Here is a 14,689-nt window from a genome sequence, read left to right on the forward strand (position 1 = left end):
CGCGGTCTTTGTAGGAGCGGCCTTGTGTCGCGAAAGGGGTGCGAAGCGCCCCCAGGATTTCAGCTTCGCTGCTTAGATTGCTGGGGCCGCTTTGCGGCCCTTTCGCGACACAAGGCCGCTCCTACAAAAAGCCGAGCGGCTGTCAGGCCAAAGGCCGGCTATGCGGAAACAGCAAATCGATAAAACGCTCGGCTGTGGGCTGCGGTTCATGGTTGGCCAGCCCGGCACGCTCGTTGGCCTCGATGATCACGTACTCTGGCTGCCCGGCATCGCGCACCATGAAGTCCAGCCCCACCACCGGTATCTCCAGTGCCCGCGCAGCGCGCACGGCAGCGTCGGCCAATATCGGGTGCAGGCGTTCGGTCACATCTTCCAGGGTGCCACCGGTGTGCAGGTTGGCGGTGCGCCGCACGGCCAGGCGCTGGTCGGCGGGCAATACGTCGTCATAGCCAAAGCCTGCCGCCCGTAACGTGCGCTGGGTTTCATCGTCCAGCGGAATGCGGCTTTCACCACCGGTCGCCGCCTGGCGACGGCGGCTCTGGGCATCGATCAACTGGCGGATGCTATGCCTGCCGTCGCCCAGTACCTGGGCCGGGTGGCGGATGGCAGCGGCCACCACTTCGTAGCCGATCACCACGATGCGCAGGTCGAACCCGGCATGAAAGCTCTCCAGCAGCACGCGGCTGTCGAACTGGCGGGCGTGCGCCACGGCGCGGGTGATGTCGTCGATGCAGGTCAGGTTTACCGCCACGCCCTGGCCTTGCTCGCCATCCACCGGCTTGACCACCACTGCGCCATGCTCGTCGAGAAACGCCAGGTTGTCGTCGGCATTACCCGCCAGCTGCTGCGCCGGCACCTGCAGCCCGGCGTTGTGCAGCGCGTGCCGGGTCAGGCGTTTGTCCTGGCACAGGGTCATGGTCACGGCGCTGGTCAGGTCACTGAGCGATTCGCGGCAGCGAATGCGCCGCCCGCCCAGGCTCAGGGTGAACAGGCCGCCAGCGGCGTCGTCTACCTGCACGTCGATACCCCGGCGCAGGGCCTCGTCAACGATGATGCGGGCGTAGGGGTTCAGCTCGGCTTCAGGGCCAGGGCCCAAAAACAGCTGCTGATTGATGCCGTTCTTGCGCTTGACCGCGAAGGTGGGCAGGTTGCGAAACCCCAGTTTCTGGTACAGGCGTTTGGCCTGGCGGTTGTCGTGCAGCACCGACAGGTCGAGGTAGGCCAGGCCCCGGCTCATGAAGTGCTCGATCAGGTGGCGCACCAGCACTTCACCCACGCCGGGGCGGGTGCACTGCGGGTCCACCGCCAGGCACCACAGGCTGCTGCCGTGCTCCGGGTCGTCGAAGGCCTTGGCGTGGTTCAGGCCCATGACGCTGCCGATCACCGCGCCGCTGTCTTCGTCTTCGGCTAGCCAGAACACCGGGCCGCCCAGGTGTCGAGGGGTGAGCAGCGCGGCGTCTACCGGCAACATGCCGCGTGCTTGATACAGGGTGTTGATGGCCTGCCAGTCGGCCGGGTTCTGTGCCCGGCGTACGCGAAAGCCGCGGAACACTCGCTGCGCCGGACGGTAGTCGGTGAACCACAGGCGTAAGGTGTCGGACGGGTCGAGAAACAGCTGCTGCGGCGCCTGGGCCAGCAACTGTTGTGGCGCGGCCACGTACAGGGCGATATCGCGTTCGCCGGGGCGTTCGTCCAGCAGGTCATTCGCCAGGCTGACCGGGTTGGGATAGGTGTGGCCGATCAGCAGCCGTCCCCAGCCACAATGCACGGCACGTGGCTGGTCGTGGGGCTGGCTGCCGTCGCCGGCCAGGCGTGCCTGCAGGCGCTCGTAGGACGGCGCCTGGCCACGCAGCAGGCGCTGACCGTAAGCGATTTCATGGGCTTTCATCGGTCAGATTCCTTGTTCGCTCAGCCACAGGTTAAGCGCCGCCAGTTGCCACAGCTTGGAGCCGCGCAGCGGGGTAAGCTGGCCATGCGGGTTGCTGAGCAGGCGGTCGAGCATGGCCGGGTTGAACAGCCCACGGTCCTGGCTGGGGTCGGTCAGCAGCTCGCGCACCCAACCCAGGGTGGCGCCTTCCAGGTGCTTCAGGCCCGGGACCGGGAAGTAGCCCTTCTTGCGGTCGATCACCTCATGCGGGATCACCCGTCGCGCTGCCTGCTTGAGCACCTGCTTGCCGCCATCGGGCAATTTGAAACGCGCCGGAATGCGCGCCGACAGTTCCACCAGGCGGTAGTCGAGGAACGGTGTGCGTGCCTCCAGGCCCCAGGCCATGGTCATGTTGTCCACGCGCTTGACCGGGTCGTCCACCAGCATCACCGTGCTGTCCAGGCGCAGGGCCTTGTCCACCGCGTCACGGGCGCCGGGGCGGGCGAAGTGTTCGCGTACGAAGTCGCCGGCAGCGTCGGTTTCCAGCAGCCAGGGCGCCTGCACGGTGTCGCGGTACTCGGCGTGGCTGCGGTCGAAGAACGCGTCGCGGTAGGCGGCATAGGCGTCGTCGGCGCCGTCCACCTGCGGGTACCAGTGGTAACCGGCGAACAGCTCGTCCGCGCCCTGGCCGCTTTGCACGCCCTTGCAATGCTTGGCCACTTCTCGTGACAGCAGGTAGAAGGCGATGCAGTCGTGGCTGACCATCGGCTCGCTCATGGCACGGAACGCGGCCGGCAATTGGTCGATGATCTCGTGTTCGGCAATGCGCAGTTGGTGGTGGCGTGTGCCGTAGTGTTTGGCGATCAGGTCGGAATACTGGAACTCATCGCCACGTTCGCCGCCAGCGTCTTCAAAGCCGATGGAGAACGTTGACAGGTCATCCACGCCCACTTCGCGCAGCAGGCCGACCAGCAGGCTGGAGTCGACACCGCCGGACAGCAGCACACCCACGTCCACTGCAGCACGTTGGCGGATGGCCACGGCGTCGCGGGTGGCGTCGAGCACGCGGGTGGTCCAGCCTTCCAGGTCCAGCTCGCGCTCGTCCGGGTTGGCGCCGTATTTCAGTTGCCACCAGGTCTGGCGTTCCACTTCGCCATGGCAGTCGATGCGCATCCAGGTGCCGGGCTCCAGCTTTTGCACATTGGCCAGCAAGGTGCGCGGTGCCGGTACCACGGCGTGGAAGTTCAGGTAATGGTTGAGCGCCACCGGGTCGAGCACCGGGTCGATGTCGCCACCCTTGAGCAGGGCCGGCAGGGTCGAGGCGAAGCGCAGGCGCTCGCCGTTGCGCGACAGGTACAGCGGTTTGACGCCCAGGCGGTCGCGGGCCAGGAACAGGCGCTGGTTATCGCGCTCCCAGATGGCCAGCGCGAACATGCCGTTAAGCTTGGGCAGCAACGCCGCGCCCCAGGCGTGGTAGCCCTTGAGCAGCACCTCGGTATCGCCGTCGGACCAGAAGGTATAGCCCAGGTCCTGCAGCTCCTGGCGCAGTTCGGGGAAGTTGTAGATGGCACCGTTGAAGGCCAGTGACAGGCCCAAGGTGTTGTCGACCATCGGCTGCGCCGAACCGTCGGACAAGTCCATGATTTTCAGGCGCCGGTGGCCCAGGGCGATCGGGCCCTGGCTATGGAAGCCCCAGGCATCCGGGCCACGCGGGGCCAGGTGATGGGTAATACGCTCTACCGCAGCCAGGTCGGCTGGGCGAGGGGCTTGGTCGAGGGGGGTGAAACGTAACTCTCCTGCTAATCCGCACATAGGTCCTTACCGGTTTTTCCGTTGGGGAGGGGGTGCCCCGGATCAGGGCACCTTCAGGAACTGACCTGTGTGGTTTTTGAGAGTTTTAGAACGATTTGTTATATGTGGTTGGGCTGGTGGGTGTTTGTCTTGGGTTTTTTAGTGGTGCACAAATCGAGCGCCGCGCGGGCGGCGCTCGATCTGGCAGGCGCAGCAAATCAAAAGGCATGCACCCCGATGCAATCACTTCCCCCGAATCAACCGCCGCAACGCAAACCGGTTCGGGTGGCAGGCCTCCGCCACCGCCCGTGGCAACGGCAGGGGTTCCCCACACACCCAGGCCGCCACCAACTCACCACTCAATGGCGCCGTGATCAACCCGCGTGAGCCATGCCCGCTGTTTACGTACAACCCGCTCAGCCAAGGGCAGTCCACATCCGGCACTTGCCGCGCATCGCGGGCCAGCACCGCATAGGCCTCGGCAAACCCTTGCGCATCAGCCACCGGCCCCACGATCGGCAGGTAATCCGGGCTGGTGCAGCGGAACGCCGCGCGTCCCTGCAACTGCTCAGCGTTCAGCTCGGCCACACCCAACCGCAGCGCCAGGTCGACGGAAATCTCGTCCAGCATCGCCAGGTTGCCCTGGTGTTCGGCAACCGTCGGCGCCAGGTCTTCGCTGTGGAAGTCGAAGCTTGCGCCCAAGGTATGCTCGTCCCCGCGGGGTGGCGCGACATAGCCCTCTGCGCATACCACGGTGCTGAGCATGCGGCTGCTGGCGGTGGCCGGCAGCCGGGTAATCTGCCCGCGAATGCGCTTGAGCGGCAACTGTGCACAAGGCTCGAAACGCCGAACGTCGGCGGCACCGGCCAGGATCACCACAGGCGCACTGGCCAGCAGGCGCTCACCCGCCCAGGCTTGCCACTGGCCACCCACCTTGCGCAGCTCAAGCACTTCCTGGTGTGTCACCAGCTGAATCCCCGGGTGCTGCAACTGCTGCTGACACAGGGCTGGCGGGTGCACCCAACCGCCTTCGGGGTAGAACAGGCCGCCGGCCGGCAGGGCCACACCGGCAATGGCTTCGGCCTCGGTGCGTGCCAGGGTGTGCAGCAAGGCGTGGTCGAAAGCGGCAGCCAGCTTGCCTTGGCGTTCGGCCTCTTTGCTGTCGAAGGCCAGTTGCAGCACCCCGCAGGCATCCCAGTCACGGCCACGCTGCAAGCGCTCGAGCTGGCGACGGGTGTAGCCGAAGCCGGACAGGATCATTTGCGACAGCGCGGTGCCATGCGCAGACAGCTTGAGGTACAGCACCCCCTGCGGGTTGCCCGAGGCTTCCCGGGCCGGCGCATCGTGGCGTTCCAGCACGGTCACCTGCCAGCCACGCCGGGCCAGGCTCGCAGCGGTTGTGCTGCCAGCGAGCCCGGCTCCGATCACGAGCGCTTCACACGGCCCTGGAATGGCCGGCGGGCGCGCATACCAGGGCGCATTGGGGCCGGGCCGGGGGCCGACGTAAGCGCCGCTCATCACTTCCCACTTCTTGCCGATGCCCGGCACCTTCTTCATGGCGAAGCCGGCTTCGACCAGGCTGCGGCGTACCCAACCCGTGGTGGTGAAGGTGCCCAGCACGGTGTCTGCGTGCGACAGCCGCGCCAGTTGCGCAAACAGCTCCGGGGTCCACATGTCGGGGTTCTTCGCCGGGGCGAAACCATCGAGGAACCATACATCGATCTGCGCATCGAGCTGCGGCAGCTGTTCCAGTACATCACCGACCAGCAGCGTGAGGGTGACCCTGCCATCGGCGAAGGTGAATTGCTGGAAGCCCTGGTGCACCGCCACGTATTGCGCCAGCAGCGGTTCGGTGTAGGCGGCAAGCTCTGGCCACAGGTGTACGGCGCGGGCCATGTCGGCCAGGCTGAGTGGGTATTTTTCGACGCTGACGAAGTGCAGGCGCGCGTTGCTGTGCGCGTGTTCATCAAACAGTTGCCAGGCGCAGAAAAAGTTCATGCCAGTGCCAAAGCCGGTTTCGCCGATCACCAGGCAGGCGTGCGGGGCCAGGTTGGCAAAACGCTCGGCCAGGCGGGTCTGGCCGAGGAACACATGCTTGGTTTCTTCGATGCCTTCGTTGACCGCGAAGTAGACGTCGTCGTATTGCCGCGAGTGGGGGCGGCCCTGGTCGTCCCAGTCGATCTGGGCGTGCTGGAGGAGGGTGGACATGGTTGGCTCGGTTGCAGCAGATGGGCGGGATTTTATGCCATCTGGTGATTTTGCACAGGCACAGGCAGCCCACAAATCCGCTAGTCTTGCTTATCCATTGAAGGAGCCAGTGCATGTTCGAATCCGCCGAAATCGGCCACAGCATCGACAAGGAGGCTTACGACGCCGAGGTACCCGCTTTACGCGAGGCCCTGCTCGAAGCCCAGTACGAACTCAAGCAGCAGGCGCGCTTCCCGGTGATCGTGCTGATCAACGGCATCGAAGGTGCCGGCAAGGGTGAGACGGTAAAACTGCTCAACGAGTGGATGGACCCGCGCATGATCGATGTGCTCACCTTCGACCAGCAGACTGACGAAGAGCTGGCTCGCCCGCCGGCCTGGCGCTATTGGCGGGCCTTGCCCCCCAAGGGGCGGATGGGCGTGTTCTTCGGCAACTGGTACAGCCAGATGCTGCAGGGGCGGGTGCACGGGGTATTCAAGGATGCAGTGCTCGACCAGGCCATCATGGGCGCCGAGCGGCTGGAGCAGATGCTGTGCGATGAAGGTGCGCTGATCATCAAGTTCTGGTTCCACCTGTCCAAGAAGCAAATGAAGGCGCGGCTGAAATCGCTCAAGGACGACCCGCTGCACAGCTGGAAGATCAGCCCGCTGGACTGGCAGCAGTCCGAAACCTACGACCGTTTCGTGCGCTTTGGCGAGCGCGTGCTGCGCCGCACCAGCCGCGACTATGCGCCGTGGCACATCATCGAAGGCGTCGACCCGAACTACCGCAGCCTGGCGGTCGGGCGCATCCTGCTGGAAAGCCTGCAAGCTGCACTGGCCAACAACCCCAAGGGCAAGCACCAGGGCAACGTCGCCCCGCTGGGCCGTAGCATCGACCAGCGCAGCCTGCTCGGTGCCCTGGACATGACCGTGCGGCTGGACAAATCCGACTACCAGGAACAGCTGGTCACCGAGCAGGCCCGCCTGGCCGGCCTGCTGCGCGACAAGCACATGCGCAGGCACGCGTTGGTGGCGGTGTTCGAAGGCAACGACGCCGCCGGCAAGGGCGGCGCCATCCGCCGTGTGGCAGCGGCGCTGGACCCACGCCAGTACCGTATCGTGCCGATTGCCGCACCCACCGAAGAAGAACGCGCGCAGCCTTACCTGTGGCGGTTCTGGCGGCATATCCCGGCACGCGGCAAGTTCACCATTTTCGACCGATCCTGGTATGGCCGGGTGCTGGTCGAGCGGGTGGAGGGCTTCTGCAGCCCGGCCGACTGGATGCGCGCCTACAGCGAGATCAACGACTTTGAAGAGCAGTTGGTGAATGCCGGCGTGGTGGTGGTCAAGTTCTGGCTGGCGATTGATCAGCAGACCCAGCTGGAGCGTTTCGAGGAGCGTGAGCAGATCCCGTTCAAGCGTTACAAGATCACCGAGGACGACTGGCGCAACCGCGACAAGTGGGACGACTACGTCCAGGCCGTAGGCGACATGGTCGACCGCACCAGTAGCGAGATCGCGCCGTGGACGTTGGTGGAGGCCAACGACAAGCGCTGGGCGCGGGTGAAGGTGTTGCGCACCATCAACCAGGCGCTTGAGGCGGCGTTTGCCAAGGACAAGAAGTAATCCCTGCAGGCTTGCGCGATCTTTGTAGGAGCGGCCTTGTGTCGCGATAGGGCCGCAAGGCGGCCCCGGCAATATCAGCTGCGAAGCTGAAAATCTGGGGCCGCTTTGCGGCCCTATCGCGACACAAGGCCGCTCCTACACTGACGGTGTTCACAGCTAAGTGGGCGCCCGCTGCAATGCCTCAGGGGAATGACCTGATGAATTATTTTCTCGGCATCCGCCCACGCCTCAGTCCTCCAACCCCGTAGAATTCAACCACCCCCACCACGGGCTTGATCGAGGACTTTATGCACACCACTTCCGGCCGCTGGGGCTATGGCCTGTTCCTGGCACTTCTGACGGCGCTGCTCTGGGGTATTTTGCCGATCAAGCTCAAGCAGGTGCTGCAAGTGGTCGACCCGATCACCGTCACCTGGTACCGCCTGCTGGTCTCCGGTGGCTTGCTGTTCGCCTGGCTTGCGGCTCAGCGGCGTTTGCCGTCCGTGCGCAAACTGGCCCCTAAGGGCAAGGCCCTGGTAGCCGTTGCCGTGTTTGGCCTGATGGGTAACTACGTGCTTTACCTGATCGGCCTCAACCTGTTGAGCCCCGGCACTGCGCAACTGGTGGTGCAGATCGGCCCCGTGTTGTTGCTGGTGGCCAGCGTGTTCGTGTTCCGCGAGCGCTTCAGCCTGGGGCAGGGCGTGGGCTTGCTGATTCTGTTGGCGGGTTTCGGGCTGTTCTTCAACCAGCGCCTGGAAGAGCTGCTGACGTCGCTGGGCACCTACACCACCGGCGTGCTGACCATCTTGCTGGCCACCAGCATCTGGGTGTTCTACGCACTGAGCCAGAAGCAGTTGCTGACGGTGTGGCATTCACAGCAGGTGATGATGGTGATCTACCTCAGTTGCGCCGCGCTGCTGACGCCTTGGGTGCACCCGCTGGAGGCGTTGCAACTGACTCCGGTGCAGGGTTGGTTGCTGCTGGCTTGCTGCCTGAATACGCTGGTGGCCTATGGCGCGTTTGCCGAAGCGCTGGCGCATTGGGAGGCATCACGGGTGAGTGCCACGCTGGCGTTGACGCCGTTGGTGACCTTTGTGGCGGTGGCCGTGGCGGCCTTGGTATGGCCTGAGTATGTGCAGGCTGAGGACATTAACGCCCTGGGGTATGTGGGGGCGGTGACTGTAGTTTTCGGCTCGGCGCTGGTGGCGCTGGGGCCGTCGCTCGTAGCCGGGTGGCGGGCTCGCAAGGCGCGGTTGGCTCAGGTTCATTGATAGCCTGTACGGGCCTCTTCGCGGGTAAACCCGCGAAGAGGCCCGTACAGGCTATTTAAGACTTAGCCCTTACCACCCGGTGCCAGCATGTTCTCCGGCCTTACCCACTGGTCGAACTGCTCATTGGTCAGGTACTTCAACTCCAGCGCTGCCTCGCGCAAGGTCTTGCCCTCGCTATAAGCCTTCTTGGCAATCTCCGCCGCCTTGTCATAGCCAATATGCGGGTTAAGTGCCGTTACCAGCATCAACCCGCGCTCCAGGTGCTCAGCCATCTGCCCTGCATCCGGCTCGATGCCCGCCACGCAGTGCAGCTGGAAGTTGTGGCAACCATCTGCCAGCAACTCGATCGATTGCAGCAGGTTATGGATGATCACCGGCTTGAACACGTTCAGTTGCAAGTGCCCCTGGCTGGCGGCAAAGCCGATGGCCGCGTCGTTGCCCAATACCTGGCAGGCCAGCATCGACAGCGCCTCGCACTGGGTAGGGTTGACCTTGCCCGGCATGATCGAGCTGCCGGGTTCGTTGGCTGGCAGACGCACCTCGGCCAGCCCTGCGCGCGGGCCGGAGCCGAGCAGGCGCAGGTCGTTGGCAATTTTCATCAGGGCCACGGCCAGGGTCTTCAACGCGCCCGCCAGGCTGGTCAGCGGTTCGTGGCCGGCGAGGGCGGCAAACTTGTTTGGCGCAGTGACGAACGGCAGGCCGGACTCCGCCGCCAGCTCGGCAGCGATGGCCTCGGCAAAGCCATGCGGGGCATTAAGGCCGGTACCCACGGCGGTGCCGCCCTGGGCCAGCTCACAGACTGCCGGCAGGGTGGCGCGGATGGCTCGTTGGGCGTAATCGAGCTGGGCAACGAAGGCCGAGACCTCCTGGCCGAAGGTGATTGGCGTGGCATCCATCATGTGCGTGCGGCCGGTCTTCACCAGCTTTTGGTGGCGCGCCGACAACTCGGCCAGGCCCGACGACAGTTCGGCGATGGCCGGCAGCAGCTTGTCGTGCACCGCTTGGGCTGCAGCAATGTGCATGGCGGTGGGGAAGCAGTCGTTGGAGCTTTGCGAGCGGTTGACGTGGTCGTTGGGGTGCACCGGCGCCTTGCCGCCACGGCCCTTGCCGGCCAGTTCGTTGGCGCGCCCGGCAATCACTTCGTTGACGTTCATGTTGCTCTGGGTGCCGCTGCCGGTTTGCCAGACGACCAACGGAAACTGGTCGTCATGCTGGCCGTCCAGCACCTCGTCGGCTGCCTGTTCGATCAGCCGGGCGATGTCGGCCGGCAGGTCGCCATTGCGGTCGTTGACGCGTGCAGCGGCCTTCTTGATCAGCGCCAGGGCGTGCAGCACCGCGAGGGGCATGCGTTCCTTGCCAATGGCGAAGTTGATCAGCGAACGCTGGGTTTGCGCACCCCAATAGGCGTCCTCCGGAACTTCGACCGGGCCCAGGCTGTCTGTCTCGATACGGCTCATTCTGTACTCACTCCTGTGTAGTTCGAATTCGCAGTTTAGGCCCTGAATCGACAGAGCGGTTCCGTCGCTCGTCGTGCCACTTGAGCACATCGCCACCACGGCGCAGAATGCTCTACTCTGAGGTACCCGCCTCCCTCTCTTTGAAGGAAATGCAATGACCCGTCTCCGTGTCCTTTGTGCCGCCGTTGCCCTGGTTTGCGCCAGCGGCCAGGTGCTCGCTGCCACCGCCAGCCATAACGCTGCTGCCGAGAAGTTCCTGACCCTGGCCAACGCCGACAAGCTGGGCACCCCGGTGTACATGCAAGTGCAGCAGATGTTCGCCCAGCGCTTCGCCCAGACCAAGGCCCCGGCCGCCAAGCAGCCGGTGCTGGAAAGCTACCAGGCCAAGGCCAACGCCGCACTGGACAACGCCATCGGCTGGAACAAGCTGAAGCCGAAGATGGTCGACCTGTACACCCAGACGTTCACCGAGCAGGAACTGAAAGACCTGGTCAAGTTCTACGAATCGCCGCTGGGCAAGAAAGTGCTGCGTGAAATGCCCAAGGTCACCCAGCAGTCGGCCCAGCTGACCCAGCAGAGCCTGGAGCCAGCAGTACCGGTGGTGAACAAGCTGCTGGAAGACATGACCAAAGAGCTGGACCCGAACGCTGGCAAGGCCGCCGCTCCGGCGAAGAAGTGAGTACGCCGCAATGACCATGCAGCAGCGCATTGAACAGCAACTGGCGGCCCTGGCGCCGGAACACCTGCAAGTGCTCAACGAAAGCCACATGCACAGTCGTGGTCAGGAGACCCACTACAAGGCAGTGATCGTCAGCGAGCAGTTTGCCGGGTTGAACAGCGTCAAGCGCCACCAGAAGGTGTACGCCACCATGGGTGAGCTGATGGGCGAAATTCACGCCCTGGCCATCCACACCTACACCGCCGAAGAGTGGGCCAAGGTCGGCGTTGCACCGGCCTCGCCGGTGTGTGCGGGCGGCGGGCACTGAAACCTTTCTGTCGTTCTGGTAGAATTCGCAACGCGCCGCTTGTCGGCGCGTTTTTATTTGTCAATCCGGTCCGCCCCTTACGAGGGCAACCACCTGGAGAACCTGCTTCATGTCCCAAGCCATCGTCGTCGCGGCGCTGTACAAATTCGTCACCCTGGAAGACTACGTCGAGCTGCGTGAGCCGCTGCTCAAGGCCATGCTCGACAACAACGTCAAAGGCACCCTGCTGCTGGCCCACGAGGGCATCAACGGCACCGTGTCGGCCACCCGCGAAGGCATCGATGGCCTGCTGGCCTGGCTGCGCAACGACCCGCGTCTGGTCGATGTCGACCACAAAGAGTCGTACTGCGACGAACAGCCGTTCTACCGCACCAAGGTCAAGCTCAAGAAAGAAATCGTCACCCTCGGCGTGCCAGGCGTAGACCCCAACCAGGCGGTCGGCACCTATGTCGAGCCCAAGGACTGGAACGCCCTGATCAGCGACCCGGAAGTGCTGCTGATCGACACCCGCAACGACTACGAAGTGGCCATTGGTACCTTCAAAGGTGCCATCGACCCCAAGACCGAGACCTTCCGTGAGTTTCCGGAGTACATCAAGGCCAACTTCGACCCGAGCAAGCACAAGAAGGTCGCCATGTTCTGCACCGGCGGCATCCGTTGCGAAAAAGCCTCCAGCTACATGCTCGGTGAAGGCTTCGAGGCGGTCTATCATCTTAAAGGCGGCATCCTGAAATACTTCGAGGAAGTGCCTCAGGAAGAAAGCCTGTGGGACGGCGACTGCTTCGTCTTCGACAACCGCGTCACGGTGCGCCATGACCTGAGCGAAGGCGAGTACGACCAGTGCCACGCCTGCCGCCACCCGATCAATGCAGAGGAGCGCGCGTCCGAGCACTATTCGCCAGGGGTCAGCTGCCCGCATTGCTGGAACACCTTGAGCGAAAAGACCCGGCGCAGTGCCATCGACCGGCAGAAGCAGATCGAGCTGGCCAAGGCCCGCAACCTGCCGCACCCTATCGGTTACAACTACAAAGCCGAGGCTTGATGCATGTCTGCACGCCTGATCTATGTGATGGACCCGATGTGCTCCTGGTGCTGGGGTTTCGCGCCAGTGGCGGCGGCCCTGATCGCCCAGGCGCGTGAGGCCGGTATCGCCACCCGTCTGGTGGTGGGCGGGCTGCGCACGGGTGGCAGTGCGCTGGACAGCTCTACCCGCAAGTACATCCTCGAACACTGGCAGGCGGTGGCCGACGCCACCGGCCAGCCGTTCCGCTTCGAGGGGGCCATGCCCGACGGCTTCGTCTACGACACCGAACCGGCCTGCCGTTCCCTGGTCACGGCCCGCGAGCTGGACGCCGAGCGCGTCTGGCCGCTGCTGGCGCTGATTCAGCGTTCGTTCTACGAGCAGGGCGTGGATGTGACCACTGCGCCTCAGCTGGTCGAGCTGGCCGAACAGGCAGGCTTCGACCGTGCCGTGTTCGCCGAAACCTTCGCCCGTGCCGATACCCGTGCGGCCACTGCGGCCGACTTCAGCTGGGCACAGGACTTGGGTATCGCCGGTTTCCCGACCTTGCTGGCCGAGCGCAACGGCCAACTGGCCCTGCTGACCAACGGCTACCAGCCGCTGGAGCGCCTGCAACCCTTGCTCGGCCGTTGGCTGCAGCAGGCCGCCTGTGCTTGATGTGCCTGGGTCACCCGACCCGGTACCGGGCAAGCCATACACTGCGGCCGATCGACTGAGCTGGGCGGAAATCCGCCGCCTGGCCCTGCACCACAAGCAAAACCTCTGGTCCGCCAACCTCATCGCTGTGCTGGCGGCGTGTTGCAGTGTGCCCATTCCGCTGCTGCTGCCGCTGCTGGTGGATGAAGTGCTGCTGGGCCACGGCGATGCCGCGCTGAAGTGGATGAACCACCTGCTGCCGTCCAGCTGGCAGGTGGCAGGCGGTTACATCGGCCTGATGCTGGTGCTCACCCTGTGCCTGCGCCTGGCGGCGCTGGCGTTCAACGTGATCCAGGCCAAGCTGTTTGCCGGCTTGGCCAAGGACATCGTCTACCGCCTGCGAATTCGCCTTATAGAGCGGCTCAAGCGCATTTCGCTGAAGGAATACGAAAGCCTGGGCAGCGGCACGGTAACCACTCACCTGGTCACCGACCTGGACACCCTCGACAAGTTCGTGGGCGAAACCCTCAGCCGTTTCCTAGTGGCCATGCTGACGTTGACCGGCACGGCGGCAATCCTGATCTGGATGCACTGGCAGCTGGCGTTGCTGATCTTGCTGTTCAACCCGCTGGTGATCTACTTCACCGTGCAGCTGGGCAAGCGCGTCAAACACCTGAAAAAGCTCGAAAACGACAGCACCGCGCGTTTTACCCAGGCGCTGGCGGAAACGCTCGATGCCATCCAGGAAATCCGTGCCGGCAACCGACAGGGCTACTTCCTGGGCCGCCTTGGCCTGCGTGCCCGCGAAGTGCGCGACTATGCCGTGGATTCGCAGTGGAAAAGCGATGCCAGTGGCCGTGCCAGTGGCCTGCTGTTCCAGTTCGGCATCGACATTTTCCGTGCAGCAGCCATGCTCACCGTGCTGTTCTCCGACCTGTCGATCGGCCAGATGCTGGCGGTGTTCAGCTACCTGTGGTTCATGATCGGCCCGGTGGAACAGCTGCTCAACCTGCAATACGCCTACTACGCCGCTGGCGGTGCGCTGAGCCGCCTCAACGAGCTGCTGGCGCGTGCTGACGAGCCGCAATACCCGGCCGCCTGCGATCCGTTCGCCGGGCGCGACACGGTGGGTATCGAGGTGCGCGACTTGCGTTTTGCCTATGCCGACGAGCCCGTGCTGGATAACCTGGACCTGTCCATCGCCCCGGGTGAAAAGGTGGCGATTGTCGGTGCCAGTGGTGGTGGCAAAAGCACCTTGGTGCAACTGTTGCTGGGCCTCTATAGCGCCCAGGCCGGTACCATCCGCTTTGGCGGTGCCAGCCTGCAGGAAATCGGCCTGGAAACCCTGCGTGAAAACGTGGCGGTGGTGTTGCAGCACCCGTCACTGTTCAACGACACCGTGCGCGCCAACCTGACCATGGGCCGCGACTGCAGTGACGACGCTTGCTGGCAAGCGCTGCGCATCGCTCAGCTGGATGCCACCATTGCGGCCTTGCCGCAGGGCCTGGACAGTGTGGTGGGGCGTTCCGGCGTGCGCTTGTCCGGCGGCCAGCGTCAGCGCCTGGCCATCGCCCGCATGGTGTTGGCCGAGCCCAAGGTGGTGATTCTCGACGAGGCCACCTCGGCGCTGGATGCGGCTACCGAGTACAACCTGCATCAGGCATTGGCGCGCTTCCTCAGCGGCCGTACCACGCTGATCATCGCCCACCGCCTGTCGGCCGTGAAACAGGCCGACCGGGTGCTGGTATTCGATGGTGGGCATGTGGCCGAAGAGGGTGGCCACCAGCAGCTGATTGCCGAGGGTGGGTTATACGCCAAGCTTTATGGGCACCTGCAGCAAAGCTGAACATCAGCTACAAGCCATAA

Annotated in this window: 11 protein-coding genes; 7 read left to right on the top strand and 4 right to left on the bottom strand. The window is 64.3% G+C overall.

The window, feature by feature from the left end; all coding sequences use genetic code 11:
* Positions 1-142 precede the first annotated feature (142 nt).
* The 3 genes from ngg to mnmC all read right to left on the bottom strand — a co-directional run bounded on the left by ngg (position 143) and on the right by mnmC (position 5,866).
* Positions 143-1,888, bottom strand: coding sequence for an N-acetylglutaminylglutamine synthetase (ngg, locus tag QQ992_RS06825; protein ID WP_286112709.1), 1,746 nt, complete (start codon positions 1,886-1,888; stop codon positions 143-145).
* Between the two features lie 3 nt (positions 1,889-1,891).
* Positions 1,892-3,679 carry an N-acetylglutaminylglutamine amidotransferase gene (locus QQ992_RS06830; RefSeq protein ID WP_119370991.1) on the bottom strand — a complete coding sequence of 596 codons (1,788 nt, stop codon included), beginning with the start codon at positions 3,677-3,679 and terminating at the stop codon, positions 1,892-1,894.
* Between the two features lie 222 nt (positions 3,680-3,901).
* The gene (gene mnmC / locus QQ992_RS06835) at positions 3,902-5,866 is read right to left on the bottom strand and encodes a bifunctional tRNA (5-methylaminomethyl-2-thiouridine)(34)-methyltransferase MnmC2/FAD-dependent 5-carboxymethylaminomethyl-2-thiouridine(34) oxidoreductase MnmC1 (RefSeq protein WP_286112711.1); all 1,965 of its coding nucleotides are present in this window, start codon (positions 5,864-5,866) and stop codon (positions 3,902-3,904) included.
* A 113-nt stretch (positions 5,867-5,979) separates the two neighbouring features.
* Between mnmC and pap the strand changes: the two genes are divergently transcribed.
* On the top strand, positions 5,980-7,473 hold the full coding sequence (gene pap, locus QQ992_RS06840; protein ID WP_060497562.1) for a polyphosphate:AMP phosphotransferase: 1,494 nt from the start codon (positions 5,980-5,982) through the stop codon (positions 7,471-7,473).
* Between the two features lie 287 nt (positions 7,474-7,760).
* Positions 7,761-8,723 carry a DMT family transporter gene (locus QQ992_RS06845; RefSeq protein ID WP_286112713.1) on the top strand — a complete coding sequence of 321 codons (963 nt, stop codon included), beginning with the start codon at positions 7,761-7,763 and terminating at the stop codon, positions 8,721-8,723.
* 62 nt (positions 8,724-8,785) lie between these two features.
* Here QQ992_RS06845 and QQ992_RS06850 read toward each other — a convergent pair whose 3' ends face one another.
* Positions 8,786-10,180: a class II fumarate hydratase gene (locus QQ992_RS06850; protein WP_286112715.1), complete on the bottom strand. Its 1,395-nt coding sequence runs from the start codon at positions 10,178-10,180 to the stop codon at positions 8,786-8,788.
* 154 nt (positions 10,181-10,334) lie between these two features.
* Between QQ992_RS06850 and QQ992_RS06855 the strand changes: the two genes are divergently transcribed.
* The 5 genes from QQ992_RS06855 (at position 10,335) to QQ992_RS06875 (ending at position 14,669) form a co-directional block, all read left to right on the top strand.
* Positions 10,335-10,859, top strand: coding sequence for a DUF2059 domain-containing protein (locus tag QQ992_RS06855; protein ID WP_003252642.1), 525 nt, complete (start codon positions 10,335-10,337; stop codon positions 10,857-10,859).
* 10 nt (positions 10,860-10,869) lie between these two features.
* On the top strand, positions 10,870-11,166 hold the full coding sequence (locus tag QQ992_RS06860; RefSeq protein WP_016715010.1) for a BolA family protein: 297 nt from the start codon (positions 10,870-10,872) through the stop codon (positions 11,164-11,166).
* Positions 11,167-11,275: 109 nt separating this feature from the next.
* Complete coding sequence (gene trhO, locus QQ992_RS06865) at positions 11,276-12,208, top strand: oxygen-dependent tRNA uridine(34) hydroxylase TrhO (protein WP_119370981.1); 933 nt, start codon at positions 11,276-11,278, stop codon at positions 12,206-12,208.
* 3 nt (positions 12,209-12,211) lie between these two features.
* Positions 12,212-12,844, top strand: coding sequence for a DsbA family protein (locus QQ992_RS06870; RefSeq protein WP_286112716.1), 633 nt, complete (start codon positions 12,212-12,214; stop codon positions 12,842-12,844).
* The gene (locus tag QQ992_RS06875) at positions 12,837-14,669 is read left to right on the top strand and encodes an ABC transporter ATP-binding protein (protein ID WP_286112717.1); all 1,833 of its coding nucleotides are present in this window, start codon (positions 12,837-12,839) and stop codon (positions 14,667-14,669) included. The genes QQ992_RS06870 and QQ992_RS06875 overlap by 8 nt, the downstream gene beginning before the upstream one ends.
* The last annotated feature ends 20 nt before the right edge of the window (positions 14,670-14,689 follow it).

It is taken from the genome of Pseudomonas kurunegalensis (genome assembly GCF_030291635.1).
GTDB classification, from domain to species: Bacteria; Pseudomonadota; Gammaproteobacteria; order Pseudomonadales; family Pseudomonadaceae; genus Aquipseudomonas; species Aquipseudomonas monteilii.

What these genes read in the sequence shown, in the direction of transcription:
- QQ992_RS06830 (WP_119370991.1), bottom strand. Translation starts at nt 3,679, where the DNA reads ATGTGCGGATTAGCAGGAGAGTTACGTTTCACCCCCCTCGACCAAGCC.
- pap (WP_060497562.1), top strand. Translation starts at nt 5,980, where the DNA reads ATGTTCGAATCCGCCGAAATCGGCCACAGCATCGACAAGGAGGCTTAC.
- QQ992_RS06860 (WP_016715010.1), top strand. Translation starts at nt 10,870, where the DNA reads ATGACCATGCAGCAGCGCATTGAACAGCAACTGGCGGCCCTGGCGCCG.
- QQ992_RS06845 (WP_286112713.1), top strand. Translation starts at nt 7,761, where the DNA reads ATGCACACCACTTCCGGCCGCTGGGGCTATGGCCTGTTCCTGGCACTT.
- QQ992_RS06870 (WP_286112716.1), top strand. Translation starts at nt 12,212, where the DNA reads ATGTCTGCACGCCTGATCTATGTGATGGACCCGATGTGCTCCTGGTGC.
- ngg (WP_286112709.1), bottom strand. Translation starts at nt 1,888, where the DNA reads ATGAAAGCCCATGAAATCGCTTACGGTCAGCGCCTGCTGCGTGGCCAG.
- QQ992_RS06855 (WP_003252642.1), top strand. Translation starts at nt 10,335, where the DNA reads ATGACCCGTCTCCGTGTCCTTTGTGCCGCCGTTGCCCTGGTTTGCGCC.
- QQ992_RS06850 (WP_286112715.1), bottom strand. Translation starts at nt 10,180, where the DNA reads ATGAGCCGTATCGAGACAGACAGCCTGGGCCCGGTCGAAGTTCCGGAG.
- mnmC (WP_286112711.1), bottom strand. Translation starts at nt 5,866, where the DNA reads ATGTCCACCCTCCTCCAGCACGCCCAGATCGACTGGGACGACCAGGGC.
- trhO (WP_119370981.1), top strand. Translation starts at nt 11,276, where the DNA reads ATGTCCCAAGCCATCGTCGTCGCGGCGCTGTACAAATTCGTCACCCTG.